This is a genomic window from Kribbella pratensis, from assembly GCF_004366075.1.
Lineage (GTDB): Bacteria > Actinomycetota > Actinomycetes > Propionibacteriales > Kribbellaceae > Kribbella > Kribbella pratensis.
The window spans coordinates 113,924-137,660 of record NZ_SODU01000002.1 but is presented as its reverse complement, the minus strand read 5'-3'; the positions used below and the strand labels follow the sequence as shown (position 1 = coordinate 137,660).

The window sequence follows — 23,737 nt, the reverse complement described above, 5'->3', positions numbered from 1 at the left end:
CAACGTTCATTCTCCTACCTTCGGTTCAACGTCGGGTATCCGAAGGAGAACCAATGACGATCTTCGCAGCTCCTGGGCAGGATGGCAGCCCGGTCACGTTCAAGTCGCGCTACGACCACTACATCGGCGGGGAGTGGGTGCCGCCGGTCAAGGGCGGGTACTTCGAGAACCCAACTCCCGTCACGGGGGAGACTTTCACCGAGATCGCTCGCGGTACGGCGGACGACGTCGAGCGTGCCCTCGACGCCGCCCATGGTGCCGCGCCGGGCTGGGGGCGGACGTCACCGGCCGAGCGCGCCAACATCCTGAACAAGATCGCCGACCGGATCGAGGCCAACCTCGAGCTGCTCGCGGTTGCCGAATCCTGGGACAACGGCAAGGCCGTCCGCGAAACGCTGGCCGCCGACCTGCCGCTGGCGATCGACCACTTCCGGTACTTCGCCGGCGCGCTGCGGGCCCAGGAGGGCTCGGTGTCGGTGATCGACGACGACACCATCGCGTACCACTTCCACGAGCCGCTCGGCGTGGTCGCGCAGATCATCCCGTGGAACTTCCCGATCCTGATGGCGGTCTGGAAGCTGGCGCCCGCGCTCGCGGCCGGCAATGCCGTCGTACTCAAGCCGGCCGAGCAGACCCCGGCCTCGATCCACGTGCTGCTCGAACTGATCCACGACCTGCTGCCGCCCGGCGTACTCAACGTCGTCAACGGGTTCGGCGTCGAGGCCGGCAAACCGCTTGCCTCGAGCAACAGAGTGGCCAAGGTCGCGTTCACTGGTGAGACCACGACCGGGCGGCTGATCATGCAGTACGCGTCCGAGAACATCATCCCGGTGACCCTCGAGCTCGGCGGCAAGAGCCCGAACGTGTTCTTCGCCGACGTCGCGTCGTCCCGGGACGACTTCTACGACAAGGCGCTCGAGGGCTTCACGATGTTCGCGCTGAACCAGGGCGAGGTCTGCACCTGCCCGTCACGGGCGCTGATCCAGTCGTCGATCTACGAATCGTTCCTGGGCGACGCGGTGGCCCGGACGCAGGCGATCAAACTCGGCAACCCGCTCGACACCGACACGATGATGGGCGCGCAGGCCAGCAACGACCAGTACGAGAAGATCCTCGCCTACCTCGACATCGGTCGCGCCGAGGGCGCCCGGGTCGTGACCGGTGGAGCTCGCGCGGAACTGGAAGGCGACCTGGCCGGCGGGTACTACATCCAGCCGACGGTCTTCGAGGGCGACAACAAGATGCGGATCTTCCAGGAGGAGATCTTCGGCCCGGTCGTCGCGGTGACCAAGTTCGACGACTACGCCGACGCGATGAAGATCGCCAACGACACGCTGTACGGACTCGGGGCGGGCGTCTGGTCGCGGGACATCAACACGGCGTACCGGGCCGGCCGGGAGATCCAGGCCGGGCGGGTCTGGACGAACAACTACCACGCCTACCCGGCGCACGCGGCGTTCGGCGGGTACAAGAACTCCGGCATCGGCCGGGAGAACCACAAGATGATGCTCGACCACTACCAGCAGACCAAGAACCTGCTGGTCAGCTACAGCCCTTCGAAGCTCGGGTTCTTCTGAGCTCATGACGGTCGAGAAGGTGTTGTTGACGGACGAGGCGGCGGAGTGGCTGCGCCGCCTCACCGGGATGCACGGTCCGCTGATGTTCCACCAGTCCGGTGGCTGCTGCGACGGCAGCTCGCCGATGTGTTACCCGGACGGGGAATTCATCACGGGGTCCGCGGACGTGCATCTCGGTGACCTGGTCGTCGACGGGGTAGACGATCCGATCGCCTTCTGGATGTCCGCGAACCAGTACGAGTACTGGAAGCACACCCAACTCACCGTCGACGTGGTGAAAGGCCGAGGCAGCGGCTTCTCGGTGGAGGCCCCCGAGGGCGTCCGCTTCCTGATCCGCTCCCGCCTCTTCACCGACAAAGAGTCCGCCGAACTAGGACTCCCCTGATCGAGTGCCGCCCGTCCGGTGGCGTTGCCGGACGGCCGGCACTCTTCTATTTCCCGAGAACGGCGGCGTAGATCGCCGAACTGTCCCTGTCGGCATCGGCATCCTTCGACTCCAGAATCCGCCGCCGCTGCCCATCGCTCGCTCCCTTCAGCCGCAGCGCATCAGCCACATGCGGTCGCTTCACCACATGCAGCCAGAAAGTCAGGTCGATCTTCCAGTCGTCGGTGTGCAACACCGCGTAGAAGCGTTCGTCGGTGATTGCTGGTGTGGGGCGGCGGTCCGCTCGCTCGTCTCGGAAGTCGACGCTGCGCAACTCCACCCGGCCGGCCAGGGTGATCAGGCCGTTGAGGATGGCGGCGGTCGTCGCGTCCGGGGCGTCGAACATGACGTCGAGGTCGCGGTCCACCATCAACCCCGACAGCGCGCTCCCGATCAGCACAGGTTGCCAGGGGAAGGCCGTGCCGAGGTCCAGGAGTCGATAGAGCTCCTGGGCCTCGGCCTGCAGCGCCTGCGCACGCTCGACGAGGTCCATGCCTCGACGGTAGGTGTCAGGTTGTTGCGATCACCAAGGGTTTTCCGGGGATGACGGGGGCGTCGATCGGGTACGGCGTGCCATCCACGTGGACTGTTCGGAGGTCGAGGTGGCCGGTTTGGCAGGTGAGGGTGAGGGTGGTGCCGTTGTGGGTGGCGGTGGCCCAGCCGGTGTTGGTGGTGAAGGGAAAGCGCCAGGTGTTGCCTGATCGGGCCGGGGGGAGGGGCGCGAAGGTGATGGTCTTGGTGATCGCGTTGTGGCGGTAGCCGGTGAGGGCTTCGAGGACGGACCAGCCCGCGGCGTTGCGGATGTAGTGGTCGCCGCACTCGATCGGGTTGAACGGGTTGCGGCGGGTTCCGTCGTACCTGGTCCAGAGGCCTTGCAGGATGGACAAGCCCTCGGCGGTGAGGCCTTCGTAGAGGCAGTGGGCGGCGACCTGGTACTCCGAGCCGGGTCCAGACCTCGTCGCAGTACCGGGTGGGGATGTCGGGGCGGCCGCCGTGTGGCCAGGTGCACATGAGGAGTCCGGTGTCGTCGCCGTCGGCGAAGACGCGGTAGGGGTGGTCGAAGTCGCGGAAACCGGTCCGCAGGTTGTGCCGTACGACGTTTCGCAGCGCTGTACGCACGTGGTCCTCCGGGAGCAGGTAGCCGAGGTCCAGCTGGTGCGCCCACCACTGCCCGATCAGCTGGTCGGCCAGGCAGCCGTCACCCCACTGGAAGTCACGGGTCTCCTCCGGGTCCAGGATCTGCCGGTAGTACTCGCCTGTGAAGAGCAGTTCGTCGTACGCCGTGCTGCCCGTGTCGAACAGGCTGCGGTACTCCTTGGCGTCCTCGCCGAGCAGTAGCGCCATCTCCTCCGCCGCACGTAGTGCAGCGAGCCACAGGGTGCCCATGAACGAGTTGACACCGCACAGGTCGATGTCGTGCGTACTGGGCTGGATGCCACGCAGTACGCCGTCCCGCAGCCACTTGCCGTGGATGTGGTCGAGTAGGCGCACCACCTGAGGCCAACGTCGAACCAACCAGTCCAGACCGGCGCCCTGCCGTACCTCTCTATATGTCTTGAGTACCGCGCCCAGCATCCCGTCCAGGGCCGGCTCTTCCGGTCCACCGATCACCACGTCCCACAGTTGCTTCACGTAGAGCGGTGCACGGACCCGGTGCGGGATGTACCCCTCCGGTGCCTGCATGACGTCGTACTCCGTGTCACGCATGTTCTGCTCCAGCGCCGGGAAGAGGCGCGACAGCGTCTGCTCGTAGTTCCACACGTGCGTGCAGTTGAGCGGACACGAGCCGCCGTACCGGCCGCCCCACATCGCGGTGGACGCGCCGAGGACGCCTTCGAATCCGAGTACGTCGCCGTCCGCGGTCTGGAAGACGGTTGGACTCCGTACATCGGCCGCTAGCGCTGCTAGCCGTGCACCGGCCTCGCCGGGCAGACTGCTCTCCTCGAACGCCTCCGTCCAGGCGGTCGTCAGTGTTTCCAGTTCGGACCAGTGCTCGATGAAGTGGTCGGCCGCGGCGACGGCGTCCGGCGTACGACGGGTGTACGCGTTGCCGAGCCAGAAGCGGGTGTGACCGTACTCCGGGTGCGGTCCGAACTGGTTGAAGTCGACATATCGGTTCGGGAAGTGCCACGCGATCACGAACCGGACCGTGGCGGTCTCACCTGGTCGGAGGTTGAACGGCACCGCCAGGCCGCCGTTCCAGGTGGTGCCCGGAGCGCTGGCACCGCTCGCCTGGTGTACGGGGCCGTTGAGGAAGGCAACGAATTCGTCCGGACGGGACCATTGCGGGTGAGTGAACGCGTCAGAGTCGGTCGCGAGTACCAGCTGCCCGGAACCGGGGTGATCGAGAGGAAGCGTGGTGTTTTCGAGGACGAGTGAGGTCCAGCCGCCGCTGCGGCGGGTGCGGTTCGTGTTGCCGCCGTACAGGCTGCAGGACACGCCGTCGACCGGGGTGACGCCGTCCCAGCCGACCGAGTTCTGGAGCGCGCTTGCGAGCTTGCCGTGGATGGCGATGTCACCCGGGTTGTGCAGCGTGAACGTGAACCCGACGACCGGCTGCGAGCTGGCGGCCGCGTCCGACGGCACCAACGGGTTGAACACGTCCAGGCTGATCTCGATCGGCAGCTCCGTCTCGTACACCACACGGGCGCGGGGATAGGTAGCGGTCACCTTCGTCGTACCGATCGACGGGATGACCTCGTGCAGTCGTTGCTCGCCAGCCGGTACGACGTCATCGGTGACCAGCGGGGTGTCGGTGGGGTCCAGCGGCAGGCCTTGGAGGAGGCGGATCTCGTCGAGCGGCGGCTCGATCCGGGAGAGGCGGATCGCGAAGAAGCTGTCCGGCACATGTCCTTCGTGGTTGCCGATGTTGTGCAGCTGCCATTGCCGCAGCGCACCGTTGCCGGCCAGCGCGACGGTGCCGGTGCCGAGACCTCCCAACGGCAGTGCGAAGTGTCGAAGGTTCTCACCGGTGTAGTGCATGTTTCTCCGTCCCATAAGAAGTCCAGGTGCCGGCAGAGGCGAACAACGCCACCGGACCGGGGGCGAGCAGGAGTAGTGAGGCGGTAACCGAGGTCCCGAGGAGCAGGGCGACGAAAACGAGTGCGAGTACGCCGAGTGGGACCAGCGGAGCGCGGGCGACCAGATGGAGTGCGGTGAACCAGAGTGTCTTGCCGCGCAGTCCTGAGGTGATACGCAGGCTGAACGCGTAGCAGGAGGCCAGTAGTAGCAGCACGCCGGCACAGCCGCTGACTGCCAGGGGGAGGGCGTAGAGCGGTCCGGCGTACAGGTGCCAGTTCAGTAGAGCGAGCGCGATCACTACTGCCGGAACCACACCCACCTCCAGCCCGGCTAGTGCGTGCCTGCGGAGGTTCTTCAGCAGCAAGGGTACGCCGCCGCGGTCTTCTCGGACTACTGCATCCATGGTGGCGACGACGGCTGCCCAAACCGGGGCGATGGCGAATGCGGCTAGGAGAACGCTGAGTGGTGACAGCCCTGGACTGAGTAGTACTACAACGGCCGAGGCTGCGCAGACGAGGGCTCCGGCCGTGGCCAGCAGAGGGAGCTCGTGCCAGAGCGCCTTGAGCGCGGTCGGGAGATGGTCGTGCGTGGCGCCGGGGTGGTTGGTCATGCGCGCAAGCCTGTGGACGCGATGGAGGCGATGAACGAGCGCTGGAAGATCAGGAACAGGACGAGGATCGGTAGCACCACCAGGGTGATCGCGGCGAACAGTACGACGGCCGGACCGCCGCCGACCGCTCCCTGCAACGACACCAGCCCCACGGGAAGCGTCATCTTCTCCGGCGACGACAGGAAGATGTACGGCCAGAAGAAGTTGTTCCAGGACGCCTCGAAGACGAAGATCCCGAGTGCCGTGAGCCCCGGTCGCGCGAGCGGCAGAATCACCCGGAACAGGATCCAGAAATGCCCGGCGCCGTCCATGATCGCCGCCTCGTCCAGCTCCCGCGGGATCGACGAGATGTACTGCCGCAGGAAGAAGATCCCGAACACGTTCACCAACGCGGGCAACCAGATCGCCACCGTCGTGTCCACCAGATGCAACCAGCGCATCATGATGAAGATCGGGACGACGGTCAGCTGCACCGGAACAACCAGCGCTGCCAGCAGAACCGAGAAGATCTGGTCCCGCCCCGGGAACCGCAGCCGGTTGAACGCGTACGCCGCCAGCGCGCTCGTCAGCAATGCGCCGGCCGTCGTGATCACCGCGATCTGCAGACTGTTCCAGGCCATCTGCGCGAACGGGATCAGGTCGGGCACCTGCTGGAAGTTCTGCAGCGTCGGCGGTCGCGGAATCCACCGCGGCGGCAACTGGAACGCGTCGATCGGCTCCGACAACGCGTTCACGACCAGCCACACCAGCGGCGTGATCATCACCACCCCGCCGAGCACCAGCACGAGGTCGAGCAGCTTGCCCCTCACTGGTGCACCCACCTCCGGCTCAGGCGGAACTGCAGGCCGGTGACGACCATGATCACGACGAACAGGACGAGCGACAGCGCCGCGGCGTACCCGACCTCGAAGGACTGGAAGCCCTTCTCGTACGTGTACTGCACGATGCTCCGGGTCGCCCCGTCCGGGCCGCCCTGCGTCATGATCACCATCGGGTCGAAGATCTGGAACGCGCCGATGAACGTGATCACGGTCGCGAAGAAGATCGTCGGCGACATCACCGGCAGCGTCACGCTCCAGAACCGCCACCACGCGTTCGCGCCGTCCACCCGCGCCGCCTCGTGCAGCTGCGCCGGCACGGTCTGCAGCCCGGCCAGCAGGATGATGAACGTGTACCCGATCGTGTGCCACCAGTCGACCACGATCAGCGTCGGCAACGCGAGCGTCGGCGAGGCGAGCCAGTTCGTCGTCGCCGAGAGGTAGTAGTTCGCCAGCCCGAACGCCGGATCCAGGACGTACTTCCAGATCAGCGCGACCGCCGCCCAGGACACCAGGAACGGGAAGAAATAGGCGGTTCTGACGAAGTACTTCGTTCCGCGCGTCATCGTCCGGTGTACGCCGAGCGCGAGCAGCATCCCGATCCCGATATGGGTGACCACCGACGCGAGCGCGAAGACGAAGGTGTTGATCACGGCACGCACGGTGGCGCCGTCGGTGACGAGTTGCCTGAAGTAGTCCAGACCCGCGAATTCCGGCGTACTCAGCAAATCCCAGTGGAACAGGCTGAGCGCGAAGGCGGCGACCAGAGGCCCGGCGACGAAGACGACGAAGAGCAGGATGGCTGGGCTGATGAACAAGTAGCCCGGCAGCCAGTCACGACGTTGGGGTTTCAGACCAATCCCTCCAGCGTGGTCTGGGCCTTGCCGAGTGCGTCGGCCGGCGCGGCGTTGCCGGTCAGCACCTGCTTCCAGCCGTCCTCGATCGCCTTCTGTACGGCGGCGCCCTTGTCCGGCGACGGGATCGGGGTCGCGTAGCTGAGCGCCTGGTAGAGGTACTCCGTCCCGTTCGGTGCGTCGGTGAGGAACGACTGGCTGTTCGCGATCGACTTCCGCGCCGGGACGATGGTGCCGCCGAGCTGGGCGAACGTCGACGAGCCTTCCTTCGAGATCAGGAACTTGATGAACGTCCAGGCGTCGTCCTTCTTCTTCGACGCCTTCAGGATCGGGTACCCGTTCCAGCCGACCGGCGAGCCCTGCTGCACCTTCACAGGCCAGGGCACGATGCCCATCTTCGACGTCGCCTTCAGGTTCCGGATGCTGATGATCGGCCAGCGGCCACCGCCGAACATCGCGAGCTTGCCCTGCGCGGCCGCGGTGAACGCGTCGAACGTGCCGCCGGGCGGCGGCGACAGCTTGTCCGCAACCAGCTTCCGATTGAATTCGGCAGCCTCGATCACGCGAGGGTCGTCGTACGTCGGCGTCGACCAGTCTTCGGAGAAACTGCTGGTCCCGTTGGTGAGCAGCCACGGCATGATCGCCGCGAAGTACGCCGAGTCGGCGGCGTACCCGAAGGCGCCGGTCTTGGTCTTGATCTGCTCGCACCCGTGCCGGAAGTCGTCCCACGTCCATTTCGCGGTCGGCTCGGGTACGCCGGCCTTCGCGAACAGGTCCTTCGAGTACCACATGCACATCGTGTTGAACTCGCCCGGCAGGTAGTACGTCTTGCCGTCGGTGGACGCGTACTTCTTGTCCCACTCGATCAGGTTCGGGTCCATGTCGCCGTAGTACTCGTCGATCGTCGACTGGTCCTTCTTGATGTAGTCGTCGAGCGGCGCGAGCAGGCCTTTGGACGCGAACAGCCGCTGGCCCTCGGTGGCGATCTGGATGACATCCGGCACCTGGCCGCCGGCGATCCGGGTGGAGAGCTTGTTGAAGAAGTCGCCCCAGTTCGACAGCGGGATGCCCTCGGCCTCGAGCTTGATCTCCGGGTGCTGCTCGGTGAACTTCGCGAACAGCTTGTTCCAGGTCGCCTGCTGCTCCGCCGTGCCCATGTAGACGAACGACAGCTCCTTGGTGGATGCACCGCCCCCACTACCCCCGCCTCCGCAGGCGGCCAGCGATGCGGCGAGCGCCGTACCGCCACTGGCCTGGAGGAAACGTCGTCTGCTGAGCAGGGCTTGGTCCATGACGAAACCTCCAGCGAGGGAAATCGATTTCTCAGAGATTCCGGCAGCATAGTCCCGAGAGCTGAAACCGTGTCAAGAGTCGGCGCTCCGGAAACTCAGGGGGAAACCTTCATCGGCCCGCGCCCCCTCGTGACGCCGCGATCACGCGAGAATTCCGGTCCAGCCGGGGCGGTTGTCACGGGGTCACCCATGACATTTGTCAGCGGTCCGATCGCTGGCTTCCGGTGCTCCGGCGGACGCACGATGCGATCACCCCCAAATCAAGCCGGCCTCCGCCCACCGGCCCGACGGGACCATCCGCGGAGGCCTGCCCCAACCTCGAGGAGTCCAGTTGAGGCAACGGATTCTCGTCTCCGCCCTGAGTGCCGGCGCACTTGCCGTCGTCGGACTGACCACAGCGGTGTCGAGCGCATCGGGAGCCGTCGCGGCGCCCACCCCCTACACGGCCGGGAAGCATGCCGCCAAGGTCTGCTCGGCAGCTACGGCCGCGCACACCGCGGCCTGCATGGCGGTCAAGCTGGTGAACGACAAGGGTGTCGCGCCCGCGTCCACCGCACCACCGGCGACCGGTCTCACCCCGACCGGCCTGCGCGACGCGTACAAGCTGAACGGTCTCAGCGCCGGCGGCCGGACGGTCGCGATCGTCGACGCCTACGGTTACCCGAACCTGGAGCGCGACCTCGGCGTCTATCGCTCACAGTTCGGCCTGTCGGCATGTACGACGGCCAACGGCTGCCTGAAGATCATCAACCAGAGCGGCGGGACGACACTTCCGCGGTTCAACGTCGGCTGGGCCGGTGAGCAGGCGCTCGACGTCGACGCGGTGTCGGCGGCCGCGCCGGACGCGAAGATCGTCGTCGTCCAGGCGAACTCGGCGAGCTTCGCCGACCTCGGCGCCGCGGTCGTGACGGCGTCCAAGCAGCCGGGAGTCGTTGCCATCTCCAACAGTTACGGCGGTGGCGACGCGTCCGACGCGACGTACGGCAGTTACTACAACCACCCGGGTATCGCGGTCACCGCCTCCACCGGTGACAACGGTTACCAGGGCGGTAGTTACCCGGCGTCCTCGTCGTACACGACTGCTGTCGGCGGTACGTCGTTGGTTGCTGCTAGCAACACTCGCGGTTGGAGCGAGAGCGTCTGGGACGGCGCCGGCTCGGGCTGCTCGACGTACAACACGGCTCTGAGCGCCGCGTCGTCGTTCGACACCGGTTGCTCGAAGCGTGCGATGGCCGACGTGTCCGCGGCGGCCGACCCGTCCAAGGGCGGCATGGCGATCTACTACCCGACGAGCAAGACGGCGTCGACCTGGGCGCAGTTCGGCGGTACGAGTGAGGCCGCGCCGATCATCGCGGCGGTCTACGCGCTGTCGGGCAACACCGCCGGATACGCCAACGCGTTGCCGTACACCCACCCGGGCTCGCTGTTCGACGTGACGAGCGGCAGCAACGGCGCCTGCCCGACAACCCAGTGGTGCAACGCCCGCACTGGTTGGGACGGTCCGACAGGCCTCGGTACGCCGAACGGCGCCGGAGCCTTCTGACCCCTTTGAGACACCGTTAGTGACCGGTCTGTCGCTACGTGCAACCTTCCGGTCACTAACGGTACTGTTCCGAGCACGAAGGACAACCCTCGACTCCGCGACATTCCGGTGATTTCTCTTCCCCGGACCCTTCCGCAGGCTTAAGGTCGGCCCCCGGGGACGGGTCGTGGAGGGCGACCCGCGAACACGAAACTTGATGGAGATTCGCTGTGACAACATCACGCAGAGGGCGGGGGCTCTTAGCAGTCTCAGCCGTCTCCGCGGCTGCCACCGTGCTGGCCATGACGGCCGGCGGTGGCGCGGACGCTGCTCAGAACTCCGGTGCCGAGGGCAAGAAACCCGCGCAGACCGAACAGAGTGCAGCCAAGGACCGCAAGGGCAACTACGACGCCCGTACGCCGAACGCCCGCACCACCTATGCCCGCGCCGCGAAGGTCGAGGGCAAGGAGACGGCCGCCGCGAAGAAGTTCCGCGACTCGCTCGGCACCCAGGGTGTCGTCGAGGTCGACCCGAACACCGGCACGCCGGCCCAGGTCACCAAGCTCAACGGCTTCCTCACCGGTAAGAGCGCGAAGAAGGCCACGGACGTTGCCCTCGGCTATGTGAAGGCGCACCCGGAGATCTTCAAGCTGTCCGACGCCGACCTCGGCACGCTGAAGCTGCGCAAGGACTACGTCGACGATCTCGGTACCCACCACATCTTCTGGTCGCAGGTCGTCGACGGCGTCGAGGTGTTCGGCAACGGCCTGAAGGCCAACGTCACCAAGCACGGCCAGCTGATCTCGGTCATGGGCTCGCCGGTCTCCGGCCTCGCCACCGCCGCGCAGAGCCGGTCCGCCGCCGCGTCGCCGAAGGTCACCGCCGCGGGCGCCCGCAGCGCCGCGATCCAGGACGCCGGTGGTACGACGAAGTCCGCGACCGCGACCACGTCCGGCGTGAGCACCAAGTGGAGCAACGGCGACACCGCCAAGCAGGTGTGGTTCCACACCGCCGACGGGCTCCGCAAGGGCTGGTTGACCTACACCAACTCCGGTGGCACCAAGATCTACAGCCACGTCGTCGACGCCCAGACCGGTGCCACGCTGTACCGCAAGGACCTGGTCAGCGAGGGCAACGGCGACGCACTCGTGCAGGACAACTACCCGGGCGCCGCGAAGGGCGGCACGCAGCGGGTCGAGAACCTGATCTACAACAAGTGGCTGCCGAAGAACGCCAAGACCCTCCTGGAAGGTACGTCGGTCGCCGCCTTCGCGGACGTCAACGACGACAACCAGCCGAACGCCGGCGAGACGGTCAAGGTGCCCGGCACCAAGACCGGCGCCGAGTACAAGCTGACCACCTTCCAGAACGCGTCCTCGTTCTGCTCGGCCTCGTTCATCTGCACCTGGGACCCGGCGAAGCCGGACTCCTGGAAGACGAACCTGAACCAGGACGTCACCAACGCGTTCTACCTGGCCAGCAACTTCCACGACTGGCTGGCGAAGGCGCCGATCAGCTTCACCCCGGCGGCCGGCTCGTTCGACGCCGCGGGCGGCGACCCGGTGCACCTGAACGCCCTCGACGGCGCCGCGACCGGTGCGGACGGAGGACCCGACGCCAACCACGACGACAACGCGAACATGTCGACGCCGCCGGACGGCACCTCGCCGACCATGCAGATGTACCTGTGGCACTCGCCGGGCAAGTCCGACGCGCAGGAGCCGTGGGTCCCGGCCAGTGGCGCCAACGACGCCAGCATCCTGTACCACGAGTACACACACGGTCTGTCGAACCGCCTGGTCGTCGACGCCACCGGCAACTCGACCCTGAACAGCATCCAGGGCGGCTCGATGGGCGAGGCGTGGAGCGACTTCTACGCGATGGACTACCTGGTCTCGCACGGCCTGGAGAAGGACACCACCGCTGCGGGTGAGGTCCTCGAGGGCAAGTACGTCTCGCACGGCGACCTGTTCCGCACCCAGGCGATCGACTGCCGCGTGAAGGCTGTGAGCCCGAACTGTGTCAAGGCGAACGGTGCCAAGGGCGGCTACACGTACGGCGACTTCCCGACCATCGGATCCCGCGGTCCGGAGGTGCACTCGTCCGGCGAGGTCTGGGCCCAGACCCTGTGGGACCTGCGTGAGCGGTTCGGTCGCGCCTACGCGATGAGCATCATCACCCGCGCGATGGAGCTGTCGCCGGCCGACCCGACAATGCTCGACATGCGCAACGCGATCGTCCAAGCCGACCTGGTCGCCAGCGGCGGTAAGAACGCCGACATCATCTGGACCGTGTTCGCCAACCGCGGCATGGGCTGGTACGCCGGTGTCGTCGACGGCGGCGACGCCTACCCTGCGCAGGACTTCCACAAGCCGCCGACAGGTGCGACCACCTCGCTGACCGGCACCGTGAAGGACAAGGACACCGGTGCCCCGGTGGCCGGCGCGCTCGTGTACGTCGGCGGTCACTCGTCCGGCTACGCCGGTGACTACGCGGGCTCGACCGACGCGACCGGCAAGTACACGATCACCGGCGTTGCGCCGGGTACCTACCCGAAGGTCGTCGTCTCCGCTCCGGGCTACGAGCTGCTCGTCCAGCCCGTCAAGGTCAGCGCCGGCGCTCAGGCGAACTTCGTACCGCGCCGCAACTGGGCCGCCTCCTCCGGCGGCGGGTCTGTCGTCGGCTTCAACGGTCCGGACTACAGCGACTTCGGTTGCGGCCCGGGCGGTGCGATCGACAACGCGCAGGGCACCGGCTGGGGCAGCACCACCGGCGACAACAACGGCACGCCGACGGGCACGATGGTCCCGAAGCACGTCGACATCAAGCTGCCGGAGAAGGTCAACATCAGCTCCTTCAACGTCGACCCGTCGGCCACCTGCGGTGACTCGGGCACGGCGTCGACCGGCCAGTACAAGATCGAGACCTCGGCCGACGGCACCACCTGGGCGACCGCTCAGGAGGGCACCTTCACCACCGCCAACCAGGGCAAGTACAACCTGCTCACCCCGAGCGGCAACGCGACCGGCGTTCAGTACGTCCGCTTCTGGTTGCTCAGCCCGCAGGTCCCGGACTTCTCCACCACCTGCCCCGGCAGCACCACCAGCGGCTGCAGCTTCACCGACATGACCGAACTCCAGGTCTTCGGCACCAAGTAACCCAGCACCCCCGCAACAACGCAGTACCTCCCCCGAGAAGGCCGGCCGAGCACCAGCTCGACCGGCCTTCCGGCATTCCACCTCCACCCCGCCCGCTACCAACCCACCAACCCACCGCGCTGCGCACCCACCGACCCACCCGCCCTGCCAGCCGCCGACCCACCAGCACCGCCCACCGACCCGCGCCGTGCACCCACCGCCACGGGGTAGCTCACGCGAGGGGATATCTCCTGCTGTGATGGGTTCTCTGCTGGTGTAGGAAGGGAGAACCCAGAACGCGCGGGGATATCTGCTCGTGTGTCGGTTGGCTGGCGCGGGCAGGCGGGTGGGTACGCGGCTGAGCGCCGGTCGCCGCGATCTCGGGCATTAGGCGAGGCTGCCTGTCACGGCCATATCGTCAGAAGCCTTTGCCGGTCATTCCTCGAGGGCCGCGGGCTCCAGCTCGAGGCGGATTGCGCACCTGCCCAGGGCCGGAGCTAGTGCGGCGAGCTCTTCGGCGGTCGGCTCGTGCCCCTTCGGACTGCGGATCCCCATCCGCTGCGCCGAGCCACCGCTGTCCAGCGACTTGCGGACGGCCGCACCCATCTCGTCCGGGGTGAGGCGCACCAGCGTGCCGTGGGTGTGGTGCGCCCGGCCTCGGTAGGTCAGGGTTACGGGCGTGCGGGTCACGAAATTGTGCCGCCACGGCGCCTCGGTGAAGGCCATGAAGACTCCGTCCACGCGGTTCAGGTTGACGGGGACCCGGATGGTACGGCCCGAGCGCCGGCCCTGGAACTCCAGCAACATGACGCCGTCCATTCGCCTGCCGAGCGGTGAGGCGAGCAGCGGCCGCATCACGTGGTTCATCGTCCGCAGCACCCAGCGTGGGGGCGGTGGCACCAGGCGGACACCGGTCGCAGATTCGGTGGCCATGACTCCTCCTCGAGTCGGTAGGTGTCGTCAGATCGCCACGGCCTCGAGCACCCGCATGGCGCTCGGGGTGTCGATGACGGTGGTGGTGCGGAACCCGGCGTCGCCGAGGAGTGCGCCGAGTTGCGCCGGCGTACGCTCCCGGCCGCCGGTGAGCGCCAGCATGATCACGTCGAGGGTGGCCGCGCGGGGGTCGTCGACGTCGTCGTCGCGGATGCCCTCGACGATCAGCACGGTCGCGCCGGGCGAGGCCGCGCTGCGGATCGCGCGCAGGATCGCGGTCGCCTCGGCGTCGTCCCAGTCGTGGATGATTTCCATCAGTACGTAGCAGTCGGCACGCGGCAAGGGGTCCACGAAGAAGTCGCCGCGGTGGTAGCCGAGGCCCGGGCCGGGCTCCGGCAACGAGTCCACCACTCCGGGCAGCTCGAACAGAATGCCCCGCGCACCCGGAGCCGCCTCGAGGACGGCCCGTAGCAGGTGACCGCGTCCGCCTCCGATGTCCGCGACCGTGGCGAACGGCTGGAAGTCGTAGGCGGACACCACGGCGCCGATATCGGCCTGCGCCTTCGCCTCCATGGCCCGGTTGAAGGTCTCGGCCGCTTCCGGATTGGACCGCAGATAGGTCCACAGGCCGCCCGGGGAGACGCTCTCGATCGCCGGCGCGCCGGTCGCGAGCGTGTGAGTGAGCCGGGCGAAGGTCTGGTCGAAGACCGGCAGGCCCATCATCTGCGCGAAGGCGCGCATCGACCTGGGGTGGTCGGAGCGGAGCAGCGCGGAGGCGTCGTTATGGCTGTACGTCGACCCGCGGCGCGTGAAGACGCCGTAGCTGACCAGCAGCCTGAGCACACGGTCGAGAGAGTCGGGATCCACCGCGCAACGCTCGGCCAGCGCGGCGACGTCGATCTCGCCTTCGACCTGGTCGGCCACCCCGAGCTCGGCGACCAGGTGCAGGCAACGCGCCGGTATGGCGGCGTTGATCAGGGACCGTACGGTCTCGTGGACGGGCGTGGCAGCGGAAGCGGTGTCGGTGGTCATGACCGCACCGTAGGGGCGCCTGCCCGTCCGCGGGATCCGTGGATCCACTCAGGCGTGGTACGCAACCCGATGCGCAGCCCAGGCGGCCACCTGCGCACGGTTGGTCAGCCCCAGCTTGGCCAGCACGCTCCGCACGTGCTGCTCGACGGTGCGCTCCGAAAGCACCAGGCGCGCCGCGATTTCGCGGTTGGTCAGCCCTTCCGCCACCAGCCGTGCCACCTCGGTCTCTCGCGGCGACAGTGCGACGACGCCGGCGAGCCGGTCCACCTCGGCCTGGACCGCCGCGGCAGTCGCGACGTACGGCGTCATACCGAGCCGGCGCGCTGTCGGAGCCGCCACACCGAGTAGGACACCCGCCCGGGTCAGGTCGCCGTGACCGCGCCGGTCGGCCAGCACGGCGGCGAGGCGGATCTGGGCCTCCACCCGGAAGCCTGCGGCGCCGGCGCGCGCACAGTGGGCATCGGCCTGCTCGAGGTCGGCTACGGCCTCGTCCAAGAGTCCGAGCCGGTGCGCGGCCACGCCGAGCCACAGCTCGACCGGTCCGAAGTAGCAGATCTGGGCAATGCCACTCACGACATGGTGGCCGCGATGGGCGGCGAGACGATCGCGCAAGTAGGACAGGTCTCCGGCGTCGCCGAGAACGTCCGACACCGCGATACCGAAAGCGTCGACGAGCAGCACCACGTGCGGCGGCGGACGCCAGGACTCGACCGAACCCGACGCGCGATAGAGCCGCTCTGCCTCTCCGAGCTCGCCCGCCGTCGCGTGGGCGTGCGCGGCGGCCACGTGGGCAATCAGCCCGAAGCGACGCAGGACCTCCGGGTCGCCCGACATCATCGCGCTGGCGTCCATCGACCGCCGGTCCGGTCCGACGTGGCGGCCGACCACGGGCAGCAGTCCCGACCTGAGTACGAGGGTCGACGCCAGGCCCCGCGCCTTCATGAGTTCGTAGGCCGTGTCCTCGAGCCGCACCGCGTCGGCGTACCGGCCCTGCGCCTGCGCCAGGACCGCACGGCACCTCGCTACCTCGAAGCGGGCGGTGAGCCAGCCGAGCGATGAGGCGCACCGGGCCAGGGCGTCGACCTCGTCTGCCACCCGCTGGAGGTCGCCGCGCTCGCTCGACGCATCGATCTGCCACAGGCGAGCCGCCAGCTCGGTGGGCGGGTCGCCGTCCCGCGCAGCCAGCTCGAGCATCCGCGCGGCCAGGATCTCCCGCTCCGCCAGTCCGCCGGGGCCGGCGCAGACGATCCGGCGGGCCGCCATCGCCGCACCCAGCGCCGCCGCGTCGTCGCAGGCCGTCGCGATGGCGAGCGCTTCGTCGCTCTCGGGGGCGACCCTCTCGAGGTCGCTGCCGAACATGTGGGTGTCCACCACCCGGGCGAGGAGCCGCGCCCGCAGTGACGTGGGCTCCGAGCCGAGCGCGGCCAGGGCCTCCTTGCACAGCCTCCGGGTTACGACTTCGAAGCCCGGCGCGCTCGCAGTCACCTCCATGACGAGCGCCGCCTCGGCCAGGAGGTCTGCCCGCCCGAGCTCGCGGGCGACGTCCGCAGCGTCCAGGCAGGCCTGGAGCCGCCCGGCGAGGTTCCCCGCAAGGTGGTCGGCGCGCCCGACCAGCAGTAGCAGGCGAACCCGGTCGACGGGCGCCAGCTCGGCCTCCGCCAGGGCGAGTGCACGACGCAGCAGCAGCGCCGCGTCCTCGAACGCCAGCTGGCCCATCGCCCGCACGGCGGCGCGTTCGAGCCAAACTGCGGCGACCAGGCGGTCGTCCCCGACGACCGCCGCCTCGGCGCGATGGTGGGCGATGTCGCCTACGTGGGCACCAGGGCACGCGCCCACGCGTGCTTCCAGTGCTTCGGCCGCCGCCCGGTGGAGCGCGCCGCGCGTCCGCATCGGTAGCGCGTCGAGCACGGCGTCCCGCACGATCGCGTGGTCGAATCGCCACCGCCCGGCGTCGTCCGCAGGCTGGAGCAGCGCGGCGTCCTGTGCCTCACCGAGCAGCCGCACAACCTCTGTCGGGTCGGCGTCGGCCAGTCTGGCGAGTTCCGGAACCGACACCTCCGCACCCAGGACGGCCGCTGCCCGGACCACCTCCGCTGCGGCGGGTGCCAGGCTGCGCAGGCGCTCGGCGATCGCCGCCCGCAACGCGGTGGTCACCGGTACCCGACCCGGATCCGGTCCGGCAGCAAGCGCGCGGCCGACCTCCCCCACGAAGAACGGGTTGCCGCCGGTCGAGGCACGGACCCGCTCGACCAGGGCATCGTCGACGGCCCGTCCGGTGATCCCGACGAGGCGCCGGCGCACCGCCGTACAGTCCAGTCCGCCGAGTGCCAGGTCTGTGGCCGCCGGCTCGCTCAGCAGGGTGCCAAGGACGTCGATCTCCTGGCCTCCTGCCTGTCGGCGCGAATTGACCAGCAGCAGCAGCCGCTCGTCCTGCAGCGCTTTCACCACGTGCTGGAGCAGTCGAAGGCTGGCCTCGTCGGCCCAGTGCATGTCATCGAGCACCAGCAACAGAGACGACCGCCGGGCCACCTCCCGTATCAGCCGCGCGATGCCGTCGAAGAGCCGGAACCGGTCTTCAGGAGTCGTCCCCAGCTGGGGACGGCCGGTGTCGCGCAGACCCGACAGCTGGGCCTGCAGGCCGCGTTCCCGCGCCAGCTCCTCCAGACCGACGACCTCGTCGATTTCGCGCAGTGCCTGCCACCAGCACCAGTACGGCGGAGCCCCGGAGGCCTCGAGTGCTGCACCGAAACCGGTCAGGAACCCTTCCTCGCGGGCGCGCGCCACCAACTCCCGGGCCAGTCGGGTCTTGCCGACGCCGGGCTCGCCGCGACAGATGACGAGCTGTGGCCGGCCCGTCCCAGCGGCGTCGAGGCAGGCCGACAGGGTGGCGAGCTCTCGGTCCCTCCCGACAAGGCCGTCTGTCATGATCACCCCCCGGCGATCCACCAATTGCCTCCAGTGCACCACAGCAGGCTGGGCGGCCGCGAGGACCGAGGCGCACGCCGACGTCCGGATCATGGACAAGGGGCAGTAAGTACAGTGGATTAGTCTAGTTTCGAGCGCGTGGAACCTGTCGCGTATCAGCCGCCGCTTCGCCTACTTGCTGGGCGGGGCGGCGACCGAGCCGCGTTCGATCAGGGTCGGGGTGAGCGTGGTCCGGCGGACCCGGCGGTTGGTGTCGACGGCGGACGTGACGCGGGAGACGACGTGGCTGACCAGGTCGTCGAGCGGCCAGTGGAAGGTCGAGAGCGGCGGCGTGAGCAGCTGGGACATCGGCTGGTCGTCGTACCCGAGCAGCGACAGGTCGTCCGGGATGCGCAGGCCGAGCTCTCGGCCGGCGGCGTACACCCCGAAGGCCATCGAGTCGGCGAGCGCGAGGATGCCGGTCGGGCGCGCGGTGCCGGAGAGCAGCGTCCGGGCGACGGCGGTCGCGCCGGCCAGGTCGTGCGGGCATTGCAGCAGGCGGATCTTCAGGCCGAGATCGGCGGCCACCCGCTGCGCGATCTCCTCGGCGGAGCGCTCGACTTCGAGGCGGCGGGTCGGACTCAGTACGGCGATGTCGCGGTGGCCGGCGTCCGACAGGCGACGCAGCGCCGTACTCACGCCGGACTCGTTGTCGAGGATCACCTCGGACTTCGCCTTCGCGCCGGGCAGCGCGTCGCCGATCGCGATCACCGGCGCCTGCTGGGCGATCTTGGCCCAGCCCTTCGCGGCCGGGTCGATCGGGATCACCACGATCGCGTCGGCGCGGTGGTCGACCAGGTGCTGGGCGAGCTCGAGTTGGCGGTCGGCGTCGCCGGCCGAGTCGATGATCCAGGCGTTCCGGTCCGGGGCCAGGAGTTCGCGGCCGAGCGCGGCCGCGACGCGTTGCTGCCAGAGATCCTCGAGCGAGGCACAGAGCACGCCGATGGAGCCGCTGCGGCCGGAGGCGAGCGCGCGAGCGACCGGATCGGCCTGGTAGCCGAGGCGGTCGGCGGCGTCCTGGACCCGCTGCCGGGTCTCGGGCGTGCCGTGCAGACCGCGCAGCGCGTACGACACGGCGGCCATCGAGAGCCCGGTCTCGGCGGCGATGTCCTTGAGGGTCGGCCTCCGGCTGGTTCCGGACATGTCCATGACCCTAGCCGTCGCCGTGGACAGAAACTTGACAGACCGCCCTTTGAAGCGCTTCACTCTAATCATCCTGAAGCGCTTCAATTTGATCAAACAGGCGAGGGGAGGGGCCGATGATCGACGTCCATCAGCATCTCTGGCCGGAAGCGTTCGTCGAGCGGCTCCGGGCCCGCCGCGAGCCGCCGTACCTCGACGGCTGGACGCTGCACACCACGTGCGAAGCGCCGTACGACGTGGATCCGGCGGCGCACGAGCTCGGCAAGCGGGTCGCGCTGGAGGAGGACTCCGGTACGACGCTGGCCGCGGTGTCGCTGTCGAGTCCGCTCGGTGTCGAGGAACTCGGGGACGCGGAGCTGCTCGCCGCCTGGCACGACGGGGCGGCGGAGTTCCCGAAGCCGTTCCGCGCGTGGGCTTCCGTTGATCTGGTCGATCCTGATGTTGCCGGGCTGGAATCCCTTCTGGACAAGGGATTCCTGGGACTGCAGCTACCGGCTCATGTGCTTGCTGAACCCACCGGTTGGGAGGCTCAGGCAGAGTTGCTGCGCGTCGCCGAGCGGGCGGGCAGGCCGATCCTGGTCCACCCCGGTACGGCGCGACCGACCGAGGCGCCGGGGTGGTGGGCGCCGGTCGTCGACTACACGACACAGTTGCAGGCGGCCTGGTGGGCGTGGCATGCCTTCGGCGGGCGACGCTCGTACCCTGATCTTCGCCTGTGCTTCGTTGCTGCCGCCGGTCTTGCGCCCGTGCACCACGAGCGGCTGACCGCGCGCGGCGGCCGGCTCGGCACCATCGACCCGAACCTGTACGTCGACACGTCGAGCTACGGCCCGCAAGGGATCGATGCGGTCGCACGGGTACTCGGCATCGACCAGGTCGTGCACGGCACCGACCGGCCGTACGCCGACAGCATCGAGCTCCGCCAGGGCGACGCCGCGACCGCGGTGATCCGCCACGACAATCCACACCGGCTGCTGTTCGGCACCGGTACAGCTACTCCTGAGAGGGGAGTGCAATGACTGCTCAGCCAATCGACGTACCCAACGTCCCGGCGCGCCAGGCCAGCCGGCTCGTGGAGCTCAACAACTGTCTGTCGCTGGACGACCTTCCGGGCCGCGACCTGACACCCGCGGAGCTGTCCGAGCTGGCCGCGTCGATCGCGGCGCAGCCGCACCTGTGGGAGGACCAGGTCGCGTACAGCGACGAGGAGCGGGTCTTCGCTTCACTCCACCGAGACGCGAACGTCGACGTCTGGCTGATCTGCTGGACGCCCGTGAACGACACCGGCTGGCACGATCACGACGTCTCGTCCGGCGCGGTGGCCGTTGCCCGCGGCAAGCTTGTCGAGCACAATCTCGCGATCGGTACCGAGTCGATCGAGACCGAGGTGGAGGCGGGTGACGTCTACGGCTTCGGCCCCGACCACATCCACCGCCTCACCGGCCTCGACAAGGGCAGCGTCACCGTCCACGCCTACAGCCCGCCCCTGTGGCGCATGGGCCAGTACTCGGTCAAGGACGGCGTACTCCGCCGGGTCTCCGTCTCGTACGCCGACGAGCTCCGCCCCATCGACTGACCCCGAGACGGCCCGGGTTGGGGAGGGTTTTGTACCCGGAACGGCACGAAACCCTCCCCAACTCCGGTGAGAAGTTACGGTTTGCGGAGTTGGCCGAGGAGGCCGTGGGTTTCGTTGGCGGGGCCGGCGGAGAACCAGAGGACGTCGGTGCCGCCTGTGGTGGGTGTGCCCGGGATGAGGGCCCAGAGGCCTTCGACGGCGAGAGGTTCGCCGGTGGTGGCGCGGACCTGGCCGGTGAGCCTGAAGCGGTTGTGGGACCTGGGTTCGAGAATGTTGATCCGCCCGTCGCCGAAGTTGCCGACCAGGAGCGTGCCGGCCGGCGCACCCCAGGCGGCAGGGGCGAGAGCGAGAGCCCACGGGGCGTTCAGAGTGCTGCGAGACGCGACCCGGGTGACCAGCTTGCCGTCGGTCGTGAACTCGTCGACGAAGCCGAGGCCTTGTCCGCGAGTCGCGCGGCCGGTCTTGGGGTCCGGCTTGGCGTAGGTGACGAAGATCCGCCCGCCCAGCGTCTGCACGTTGTACGGCGCGTAGCCGCGAGGCAGTGAGAAGTCGCGGAACGCCCACCTCGGTAGCTGCACCGGCTGGAACGCCCCGTCGAACACGTCGATCCGCCCGCGGGCGAAGTCGGCCGCGAACAACCGGTCCGGCGTCGCGGCGATCGCCAGCCCGGTGTAGACCGCGCCGGGCGTGGTCGCCTTGATGTCGGCCGGCCCGAGCAGCGGGTTGATCGTCGGGTTCCAGGCCGCGATCTGCCCGGTCAGGGTCGCGAAGATGAACCGGGCCGGGGCGCTCGCGGTCGCGTTGCTGACCACGAACGAGGTGCTCGCGTTGGACACCTGCCCGGTCGGCAGCGGCACTGTGACGCGGACGGTCGGAACCTTCGTCACGGTGGCCGAACCCGGCGCGGACGAGTACAGCGTGGACGTCGACGTACCTTGGTTCGAGACCCACAGCGGGGTCGTCGCGCCCAGCGACAGCCCCCACGGATTCACCAGATCCGGATCCTGAAGCACGGCCTTCCCGGGCTCGTCGGAAACCAGATTGACCTGCTGTACGGCGAGGGCTTGCGACGAACCGTGTGCGTCGGCGGTCGCCGGAGCGACCAGGGCAAGGCTGCCGACCAGTGCGGTCGCAACTGCGAGTGGACGGCCCTTCGAGCGGAACGACATGTCACTTTCCTGTCGGTCGGGATGCGGGACACCCTCGATACGGCCCGTTCCGCGGAGCGGTTCAATGGCCACTCGGACGGAAAGTGGTTATGGAACGCGGACCGGCGCAGTGGTTAGCGTCGAGGCATGAGGATCCGCGTGGTTGATGCGTTCGCTGACCGAGCCTTCACCGGGAATCCGGCGGGCGTCTGTGTGCTCGAAGCCGGTGACTGGCCGGACGAGGGCTGGATGCGAGCCGTGGCAGCCGAGATGAAGCACGCGGAGACCGCGTTCGTCCGGCCGTCGGCGGGCGCCGAGGCCGAGTGGGACCTGCGGTGGTTCACACCGACGAAGGAAGTGGTGCTCTGCGGGCACGCGACACTGGCGACTGCCCATGTACTCGCGGCGGACGGAAAGGTGTCCGGGAAGGCGTCGTTCGCGACGCTGAGCGGGGTGCTGGTGGCCGACGTCGCGGACGACGGGATCACGTTGGACTTTCCGGTCAACCGGCCGATCGAGGTTCCGGTTCCGGACGGGCTCGGCGACGCGCTGGCGGTGGAGCCGGCGGAGGTCTATGTCACCGGCGAACTCCGTGACCTGCTGGTCGTCGTCCGCGACGAGGCGACGGTGCGCACGGTAGCGCCGGACTACGACGCGATCGCCGCGATCACGCAGCGGGAGAATCTTCGCGGCGTGATCGTGACGGCGCAGGGTACGACGTACGACTTCATCTCGCGGTTCTTCGCGCCGGCGAGCGGGATCCCGGAGGATCCGGTGACGGGGAGCGCACACACGAGCCTCGCGCCGTACTGGGCCGAGCGCCTCGGGCGGGACGAGCTGGTGGGTTACCAGGCGTCCGCCCGAGGCGGTGTCGTCCAGGTCGTGCCGGCCGGCGACCGCGTCTACCTGAAGGGCCAGGCGGTCACAGTGCTGGACGGGGAGTTGCTCGTCTAGGCCCAGGTCTCGGCGTGGGTGGCGACGCCGTTCGGGGCGATGAGTTCGGTGACGACATCCTCGGCGTCCGCGTCGAGCGGCTCGAAGGGCGGCTCGGGTACGACGTACGCGCGGGCGCCGGCCACCATCTCGATACCGGGCAGCTCGAACCACGCCTCGCCGACCTCACGGCTGATCTCGTAGATCGCCTGCTCGGCGGAGTCGACCGGCTCGCGGTCGCCGGACTCGTCCAGTTCGGCCGGGTGCCGCTCCTGCGCGGCGCGTCCGGCCTCGAGCAGCGCGTCCAGGTCGAAGACGCGCAGGTCGAACCGCGACACCACGCTGATCACCTGGTCCTGCTCGGCCTCTTCGTCCTCCTCGTCGTCGGCCGCGTCGTCCAGCAGCAACGGCGACGTACCGGTGTGCTCGAAGACCGCGTCGTTCCAGTCCTCGACCACGCCTTCGAGGGCGGCGTTGTGCTCGAACAGCGTGGTGTGATCCTCGTCGCCCGTCATCGCGAGCAGGGCGTCGGTGTGCGCCTGGAGCCGTTCGGCGAGCTTGCGGCTCGCTTCGGCGAGGGCGGTCCGGGTCTCCGCGGAGAAGAACTGCTCGGCGGGGGCGGTGGTGTCCAGTTCAGTCACTTACGTGTACTTCCCTCATCTGTCGGTGGGAATGCCAGGCGTAAGTATGTGAGAAGCCTGTGAGAGCTGCGTCGGCGGGTGTGAGAGCCCTGCGAGAACCCTCCTGACGGGG

The 23,737-nt window shown here is 68.5% G+C and carries 19 protein-coding genes; 7 read left to right on the top strand and 12 right to left on the bottom strand.

The window, feature by feature from the left end:
• Window positions 1-53: 53 nt before the first annotated feature.
• Together adh and EV137_RS15560 are read left to right on the top strand one after the other, a co-directional pair.
• Window positions 54-1,577, top strand: coding sequence for an aldehyde dehydrogenase (gene adh, locus EV137_RS15565; RefSeq protein ID WP_134011971.1), 1,524 nt, complete (start codon window positions 54-56; stop codon window positions 1,575-1,577).
• A gap of 4 nt (window positions 1,578-1,581) precedes the next feature.
• Window positions 1,582-1,962, top strand: a complete 381-nt coding sequence (locus EV137_RS15560) for a DUF779 domain-containing protein (protein ID WP_134129775.1) — start codon at window positions 1,582-1,584, stop codon at window positions 1,960-1,962.
• A 46-nt stretch (window positions 1,963-2,008) separates the two neighbouring features.
• Here the strand turns inward: EV137_RS15560 and EV137_RS15555 are convergent, their stop codons facing one another.
• Genes EV137_RS15555 through EV137_RS15530 form a run of 6 tightly spaced genes read right to left on the bottom strand, consistent with a single transcriptional unit; the run spans window position 2,009 to window position 8,596 of the window.
• Window positions 2,009-2,494, bottom strand: a complete 486-nt coding sequence (locus tag EV137_RS15555; RefSeq protein WP_134129774.1) for a hypothetical protein — start codon at window positions 2,492-2,494, stop codon at window positions 2,009-2,011.
• Window positions 2,395-4,983 (bottom strand): GH116 family glycosyl-hydrolase, encoded by a 2,589-nt coding sequence (locus EV137_RS15550; RefSeq protein WP_202871005.1) that lies wholly within the window; start codon window positions 4,981-4,983, stop codon window positions 2,395-2,397. Before EV137_RS15550 ends, EV137_RS15555 begins: the two co-directional genes overlap by 100 nt.
• Entirely contained in the window at window positions 4,967-5,632 is a 666-nt protein-coding gene (locus EV137_RS15545; RefSeq protein ID WP_134129773.1) for a hypothetical protein, read from the bottom strand. The genes EV137_RS15550 and EV137_RS15545 overlap by 17 nt, the downstream gene beginning before the upstream one ends.
• The gene (locus EV137_RS15540) at window positions 5,629-6,441 is read right to left on the bottom strand and encodes a carbohydrate ABC transporter permease (RefSeq protein ID WP_238175351.1); all 813 of its coding nucleotides are present in this window, start codon (window positions 6,439-6,441) and stop codon (window positions 5,629-5,631) included. The genes EV137_RS15545 and EV137_RS15540 overlap by 4 nt, the downstream gene beginning before the upstream one ends.
• A complete protein-coding gene (locus EV137_RS15535; RefSeq protein WP_238175350.1) occupies window positions 6,438-7,268 on the bottom strand; it encodes a carbohydrate ABC transporter permease in 831 nt (276 codons plus the stop codon). The genes EV137_RS15540 and EV137_RS15535 overlap by 4 nt, the downstream gene beginning before the upstream one ends.
• Before the next feature lie 32 nt (window positions 7,269-7,300).
• Entirely contained in the window at window positions 7,301-8,596 is a 1,296-nt protein-coding gene (locus tag EV137_RS15530; protein WP_134129772.1) for an extracellular solute-binding protein, read from the bottom strand.
• Window positions 8,597-8,927: 331 nt separating this feature from the next.
• Here EV137_RS15530 and EV137_RS15525 point away from each other — a divergent pair, with 331 nt between their 5' ends.
• Entirely contained in the window at window positions 8,928-10,139 is a 1,212-nt protein-coding gene (locus EV137_RS15525) for a S53 family peptidase (RefSeq protein ID WP_202871004.1), read from the top strand.
• Window positions 10,140-10,420: 281 nt separating this feature from the next.
• Window positions 10,421-13,276 carry a M36 family metallopeptidase gene (locus EV137_RS15520; RefSeq protein WP_238175349.1) on the top strand — a complete coding sequence of 952 codons (2,856 nt, stop codon included), beginning with the start codon at window positions 10,421-10,423 and terminating at the stop codon, window positions 13,274-13,276.
• 414 nt (window positions 13,277-13,690) lie between these two features.
• Here the strand turns inward: EV137_RS15520 and EV137_RS15515 are convergent, their stop codons facing one another.
• From EV137_RS15515 to EV137_RS15500, 4 genes are all read right to left on the bottom strand, one after another.
• A complete protein-coding gene (locus EV137_RS15515) occupies window positions 13,691-14,188 on the bottom strand; it encodes a grhN (protein WP_134129770.1) in 498 nt (165 codons plus the stop codon).
• A gap of 27 nt (window positions 14,189-14,215) precedes the next feature.
• On the bottom strand, window positions 14,216-15,220 hold the full coding sequence (locus tag EV137_RS15510; protein WP_134011992.1) for a methyltransferase: 1,005 nt from the start codon (window positions 15,218-15,220) through the stop codon (window positions 14,216-14,218).
• A 48-nt stretch (window positions 15,221-15,268) separates the two neighbouring features.
• On the bottom strand, window positions 15,269-18,145 hold the full coding sequence (locus EV137_RS15505; protein WP_166679898.1) for an ATP-binding protein: 2,877 nt from the start codon (window positions 18,143-18,145) through the stop codon (window positions 15,269-15,271).
• A gap of 171 nt (window positions 18,146-18,316) precedes the next feature.
• On the bottom strand, window positions 18,317-19,327 hold the full coding sequence (locus tag EV137_RS15500) for a LacI family DNA-binding transcriptional regulator (protein WP_134129768.1): 1,011 nt from the start codon (window positions 19,325-19,327) through the stop codon (window positions 18,317-18,319).
• Between the two features lie 116 nt (window positions 19,328-19,443).
• Here EV137_RS15500 and EV137_RS15495 point away from each other — a divergent pair, with 116 nt between their 5' ends.
• Together EV137_RS15495 and EV137_RS15490 are read left to right on the top strand one after the other, a co-directional pair.
• Complete coding sequence (locus tag EV137_RS15495; protein ID WP_134129767.1) at window positions 19,444-20,346, top strand: amidohydrolase family protein; 903 nt, start codon at window positions 19,444-19,446, stop codon at window positions 20,344-20,346.
• Window positions 20,343-20,903, top strand: coding sequence for a cysteine dioxygenase (locus EV137_RS15490; protein WP_134012000.1), 561 nt, complete (start codon window positions 20,343-20,345; stop codon window positions 20,901-20,903). The genes EV137_RS15495 and EV137_RS15490 overlap by 4 nt, the downstream gene beginning before the upstream one ends.
• 74 nt (window positions 20,904-20,977) lie before the next feature.
• Here EV137_RS15490 and EV137_RS15485 read toward each other — a convergent pair whose 3' ends face one another.
• Window positions 20,978-22,072 (bottom strand): TIGR03118 family protein, encoded by a 1,095-nt coding sequence (locus EV137_RS15485; RefSeq protein WP_134129766.1) that lies wholly within the window; start codon window positions 22,070-22,072, stop codon window positions 20,978-20,980.
• Between the two features lie 126 nt (window positions 22,073-22,198).
• On the opposite strand from EV137_RS15485, the gene EV137_RS15480 reads away from it, so the two are divergent.
• The gene (locus tag EV137_RS15480; protein ID WP_134129765.1) at window positions 22,199-23,005 is read left to right on the top strand and encodes a PhzF family protein; all 807 of its coding nucleotides are present in this window, start codon (window positions 22,199-22,201) and stop codon (window positions 23,003-23,005) included.
• On the opposite strand, the gene EV137_RS15475 is transcribed toward EV137_RS15480, so the two are convergent.
• Entirely contained in the window at window positions 23,002-23,625 is a 624-nt protein-coding gene (locus EV137_RS15475; protein WP_134129764.1) for a hypothetical protein, read from the bottom strand. The two genes, EV137_RS15480 and EV137_RS15475, sit on opposite strands and share 4 nt — an antisense overlap.
• Window positions 23,626-23,737: the final 112 nt, after the last annotated feature.

Excerpts from the sequence above, each read along its gene's own strand:
- adh (WP_134011971.1), top strand. The coding sequence starts at position 54 with ATGACGATCTTCGCAGCTCCTGGGCAGGATGGCAGCCCGGTCACGTTC.
- EV137_RS15560 (WP_134129775.1), top strand. The coding sequence starts at position 1,582 with ATGACGGTCGAGAAGGTGTTGTTGACGGACGAGGCGGCGGAGTGGCTG.
- EV137_RS15555 (WP_134129774.1), bottom strand. The coding sequence starts at position 2,494 with ATGGACCTCGTCGAGCGTGCGCAGGCGCTGCAGGCCGAGGCCCAGGAG.
- EV137_RS15550 (WP_202871005.1), bottom strand. The coding sequence starts at position 4,983 with ATGCACTACACCGGTGAGAACCTTCGACACTTCGCACTGCCGTTGGGA.
- EV137_RS15545 (WP_134129773.1), bottom strand. The coding sequence starts at position 5,632 with ATGACCAACCACCCCGGCGCCACGCACGACCATCTCCCGACCGCGCTC.
- EV137_RS15530 (WP_134129772.1), bottom strand. The coding sequence starts at position 8,596 with ATGGACCAAGCCCTGCTCAGCAGACGACGTTTCCTCCAGGCCAGTGGC.
- EV137_RS15520 (WP_238175349.1), top strand. The coding sequence starts at position 10,421 with ATGACGGCCGGCGGTGGCGCGGACGCTGCTCAGAACTCCGGTGCCGAG.
- EV137_RS15515 (WP_134129770.1), bottom strand. The coding sequence starts at position 14,188 with ATGGCCACCGAATCTGCGACCGGTGTCCGCCTGGTGCCACCGCCCCCA.
- EV137_RS15510 (WP_134011992.1), bottom strand. The coding sequence starts at position 15,220 with ATGACCACCGACACCGCTTCCGCTGCCACGCCCGTCCACGAGACCGTA.
- EV137_RS15505 (WP_166679898.1), bottom strand. The coding sequence starts at position 18,145 with ATGACAGACGGCCTTGTCGGGAGGGACCGAGAGCTCGCCACCCTGTCG.
- EV137_RS15500 (WP_134129768.1), bottom strand. The coding sequence starts at position 19,327 with ATGTCCGGAACCAGCCGGAGGCCGACCCTCAAGGACATCGCCGCCGAG.
- EV137_RS15495 (WP_134129767.1), top strand. The coding sequence starts at position 19,444 with ATGATCGACGTCCATCAGCATCTCTGGCCGGAAGCGTTCGTCGAGCGG.
- EV137_RS15490 (WP_134012000.1), top strand. The coding sequence starts at position 20,343 with ATGACTGCTCAGCCAATCGACGTACCCAACGTCCCGGCGCGCCAGGCC.
- EV137_RS15485 (WP_134129766.1), bottom strand. The coding sequence starts at position 22,072 with ATGTCGTTCCGCTCGAAGGGCCGTCCACTCGCAGTTGCGACCGCACTG.
- EV137_RS15480 (WP_134129765.1), top strand. The coding sequence starts at position 22,199 with ATGAGGATCCGCGTGGTTGATGCGTTCGCTGACCGAGCCTTCACCGGG.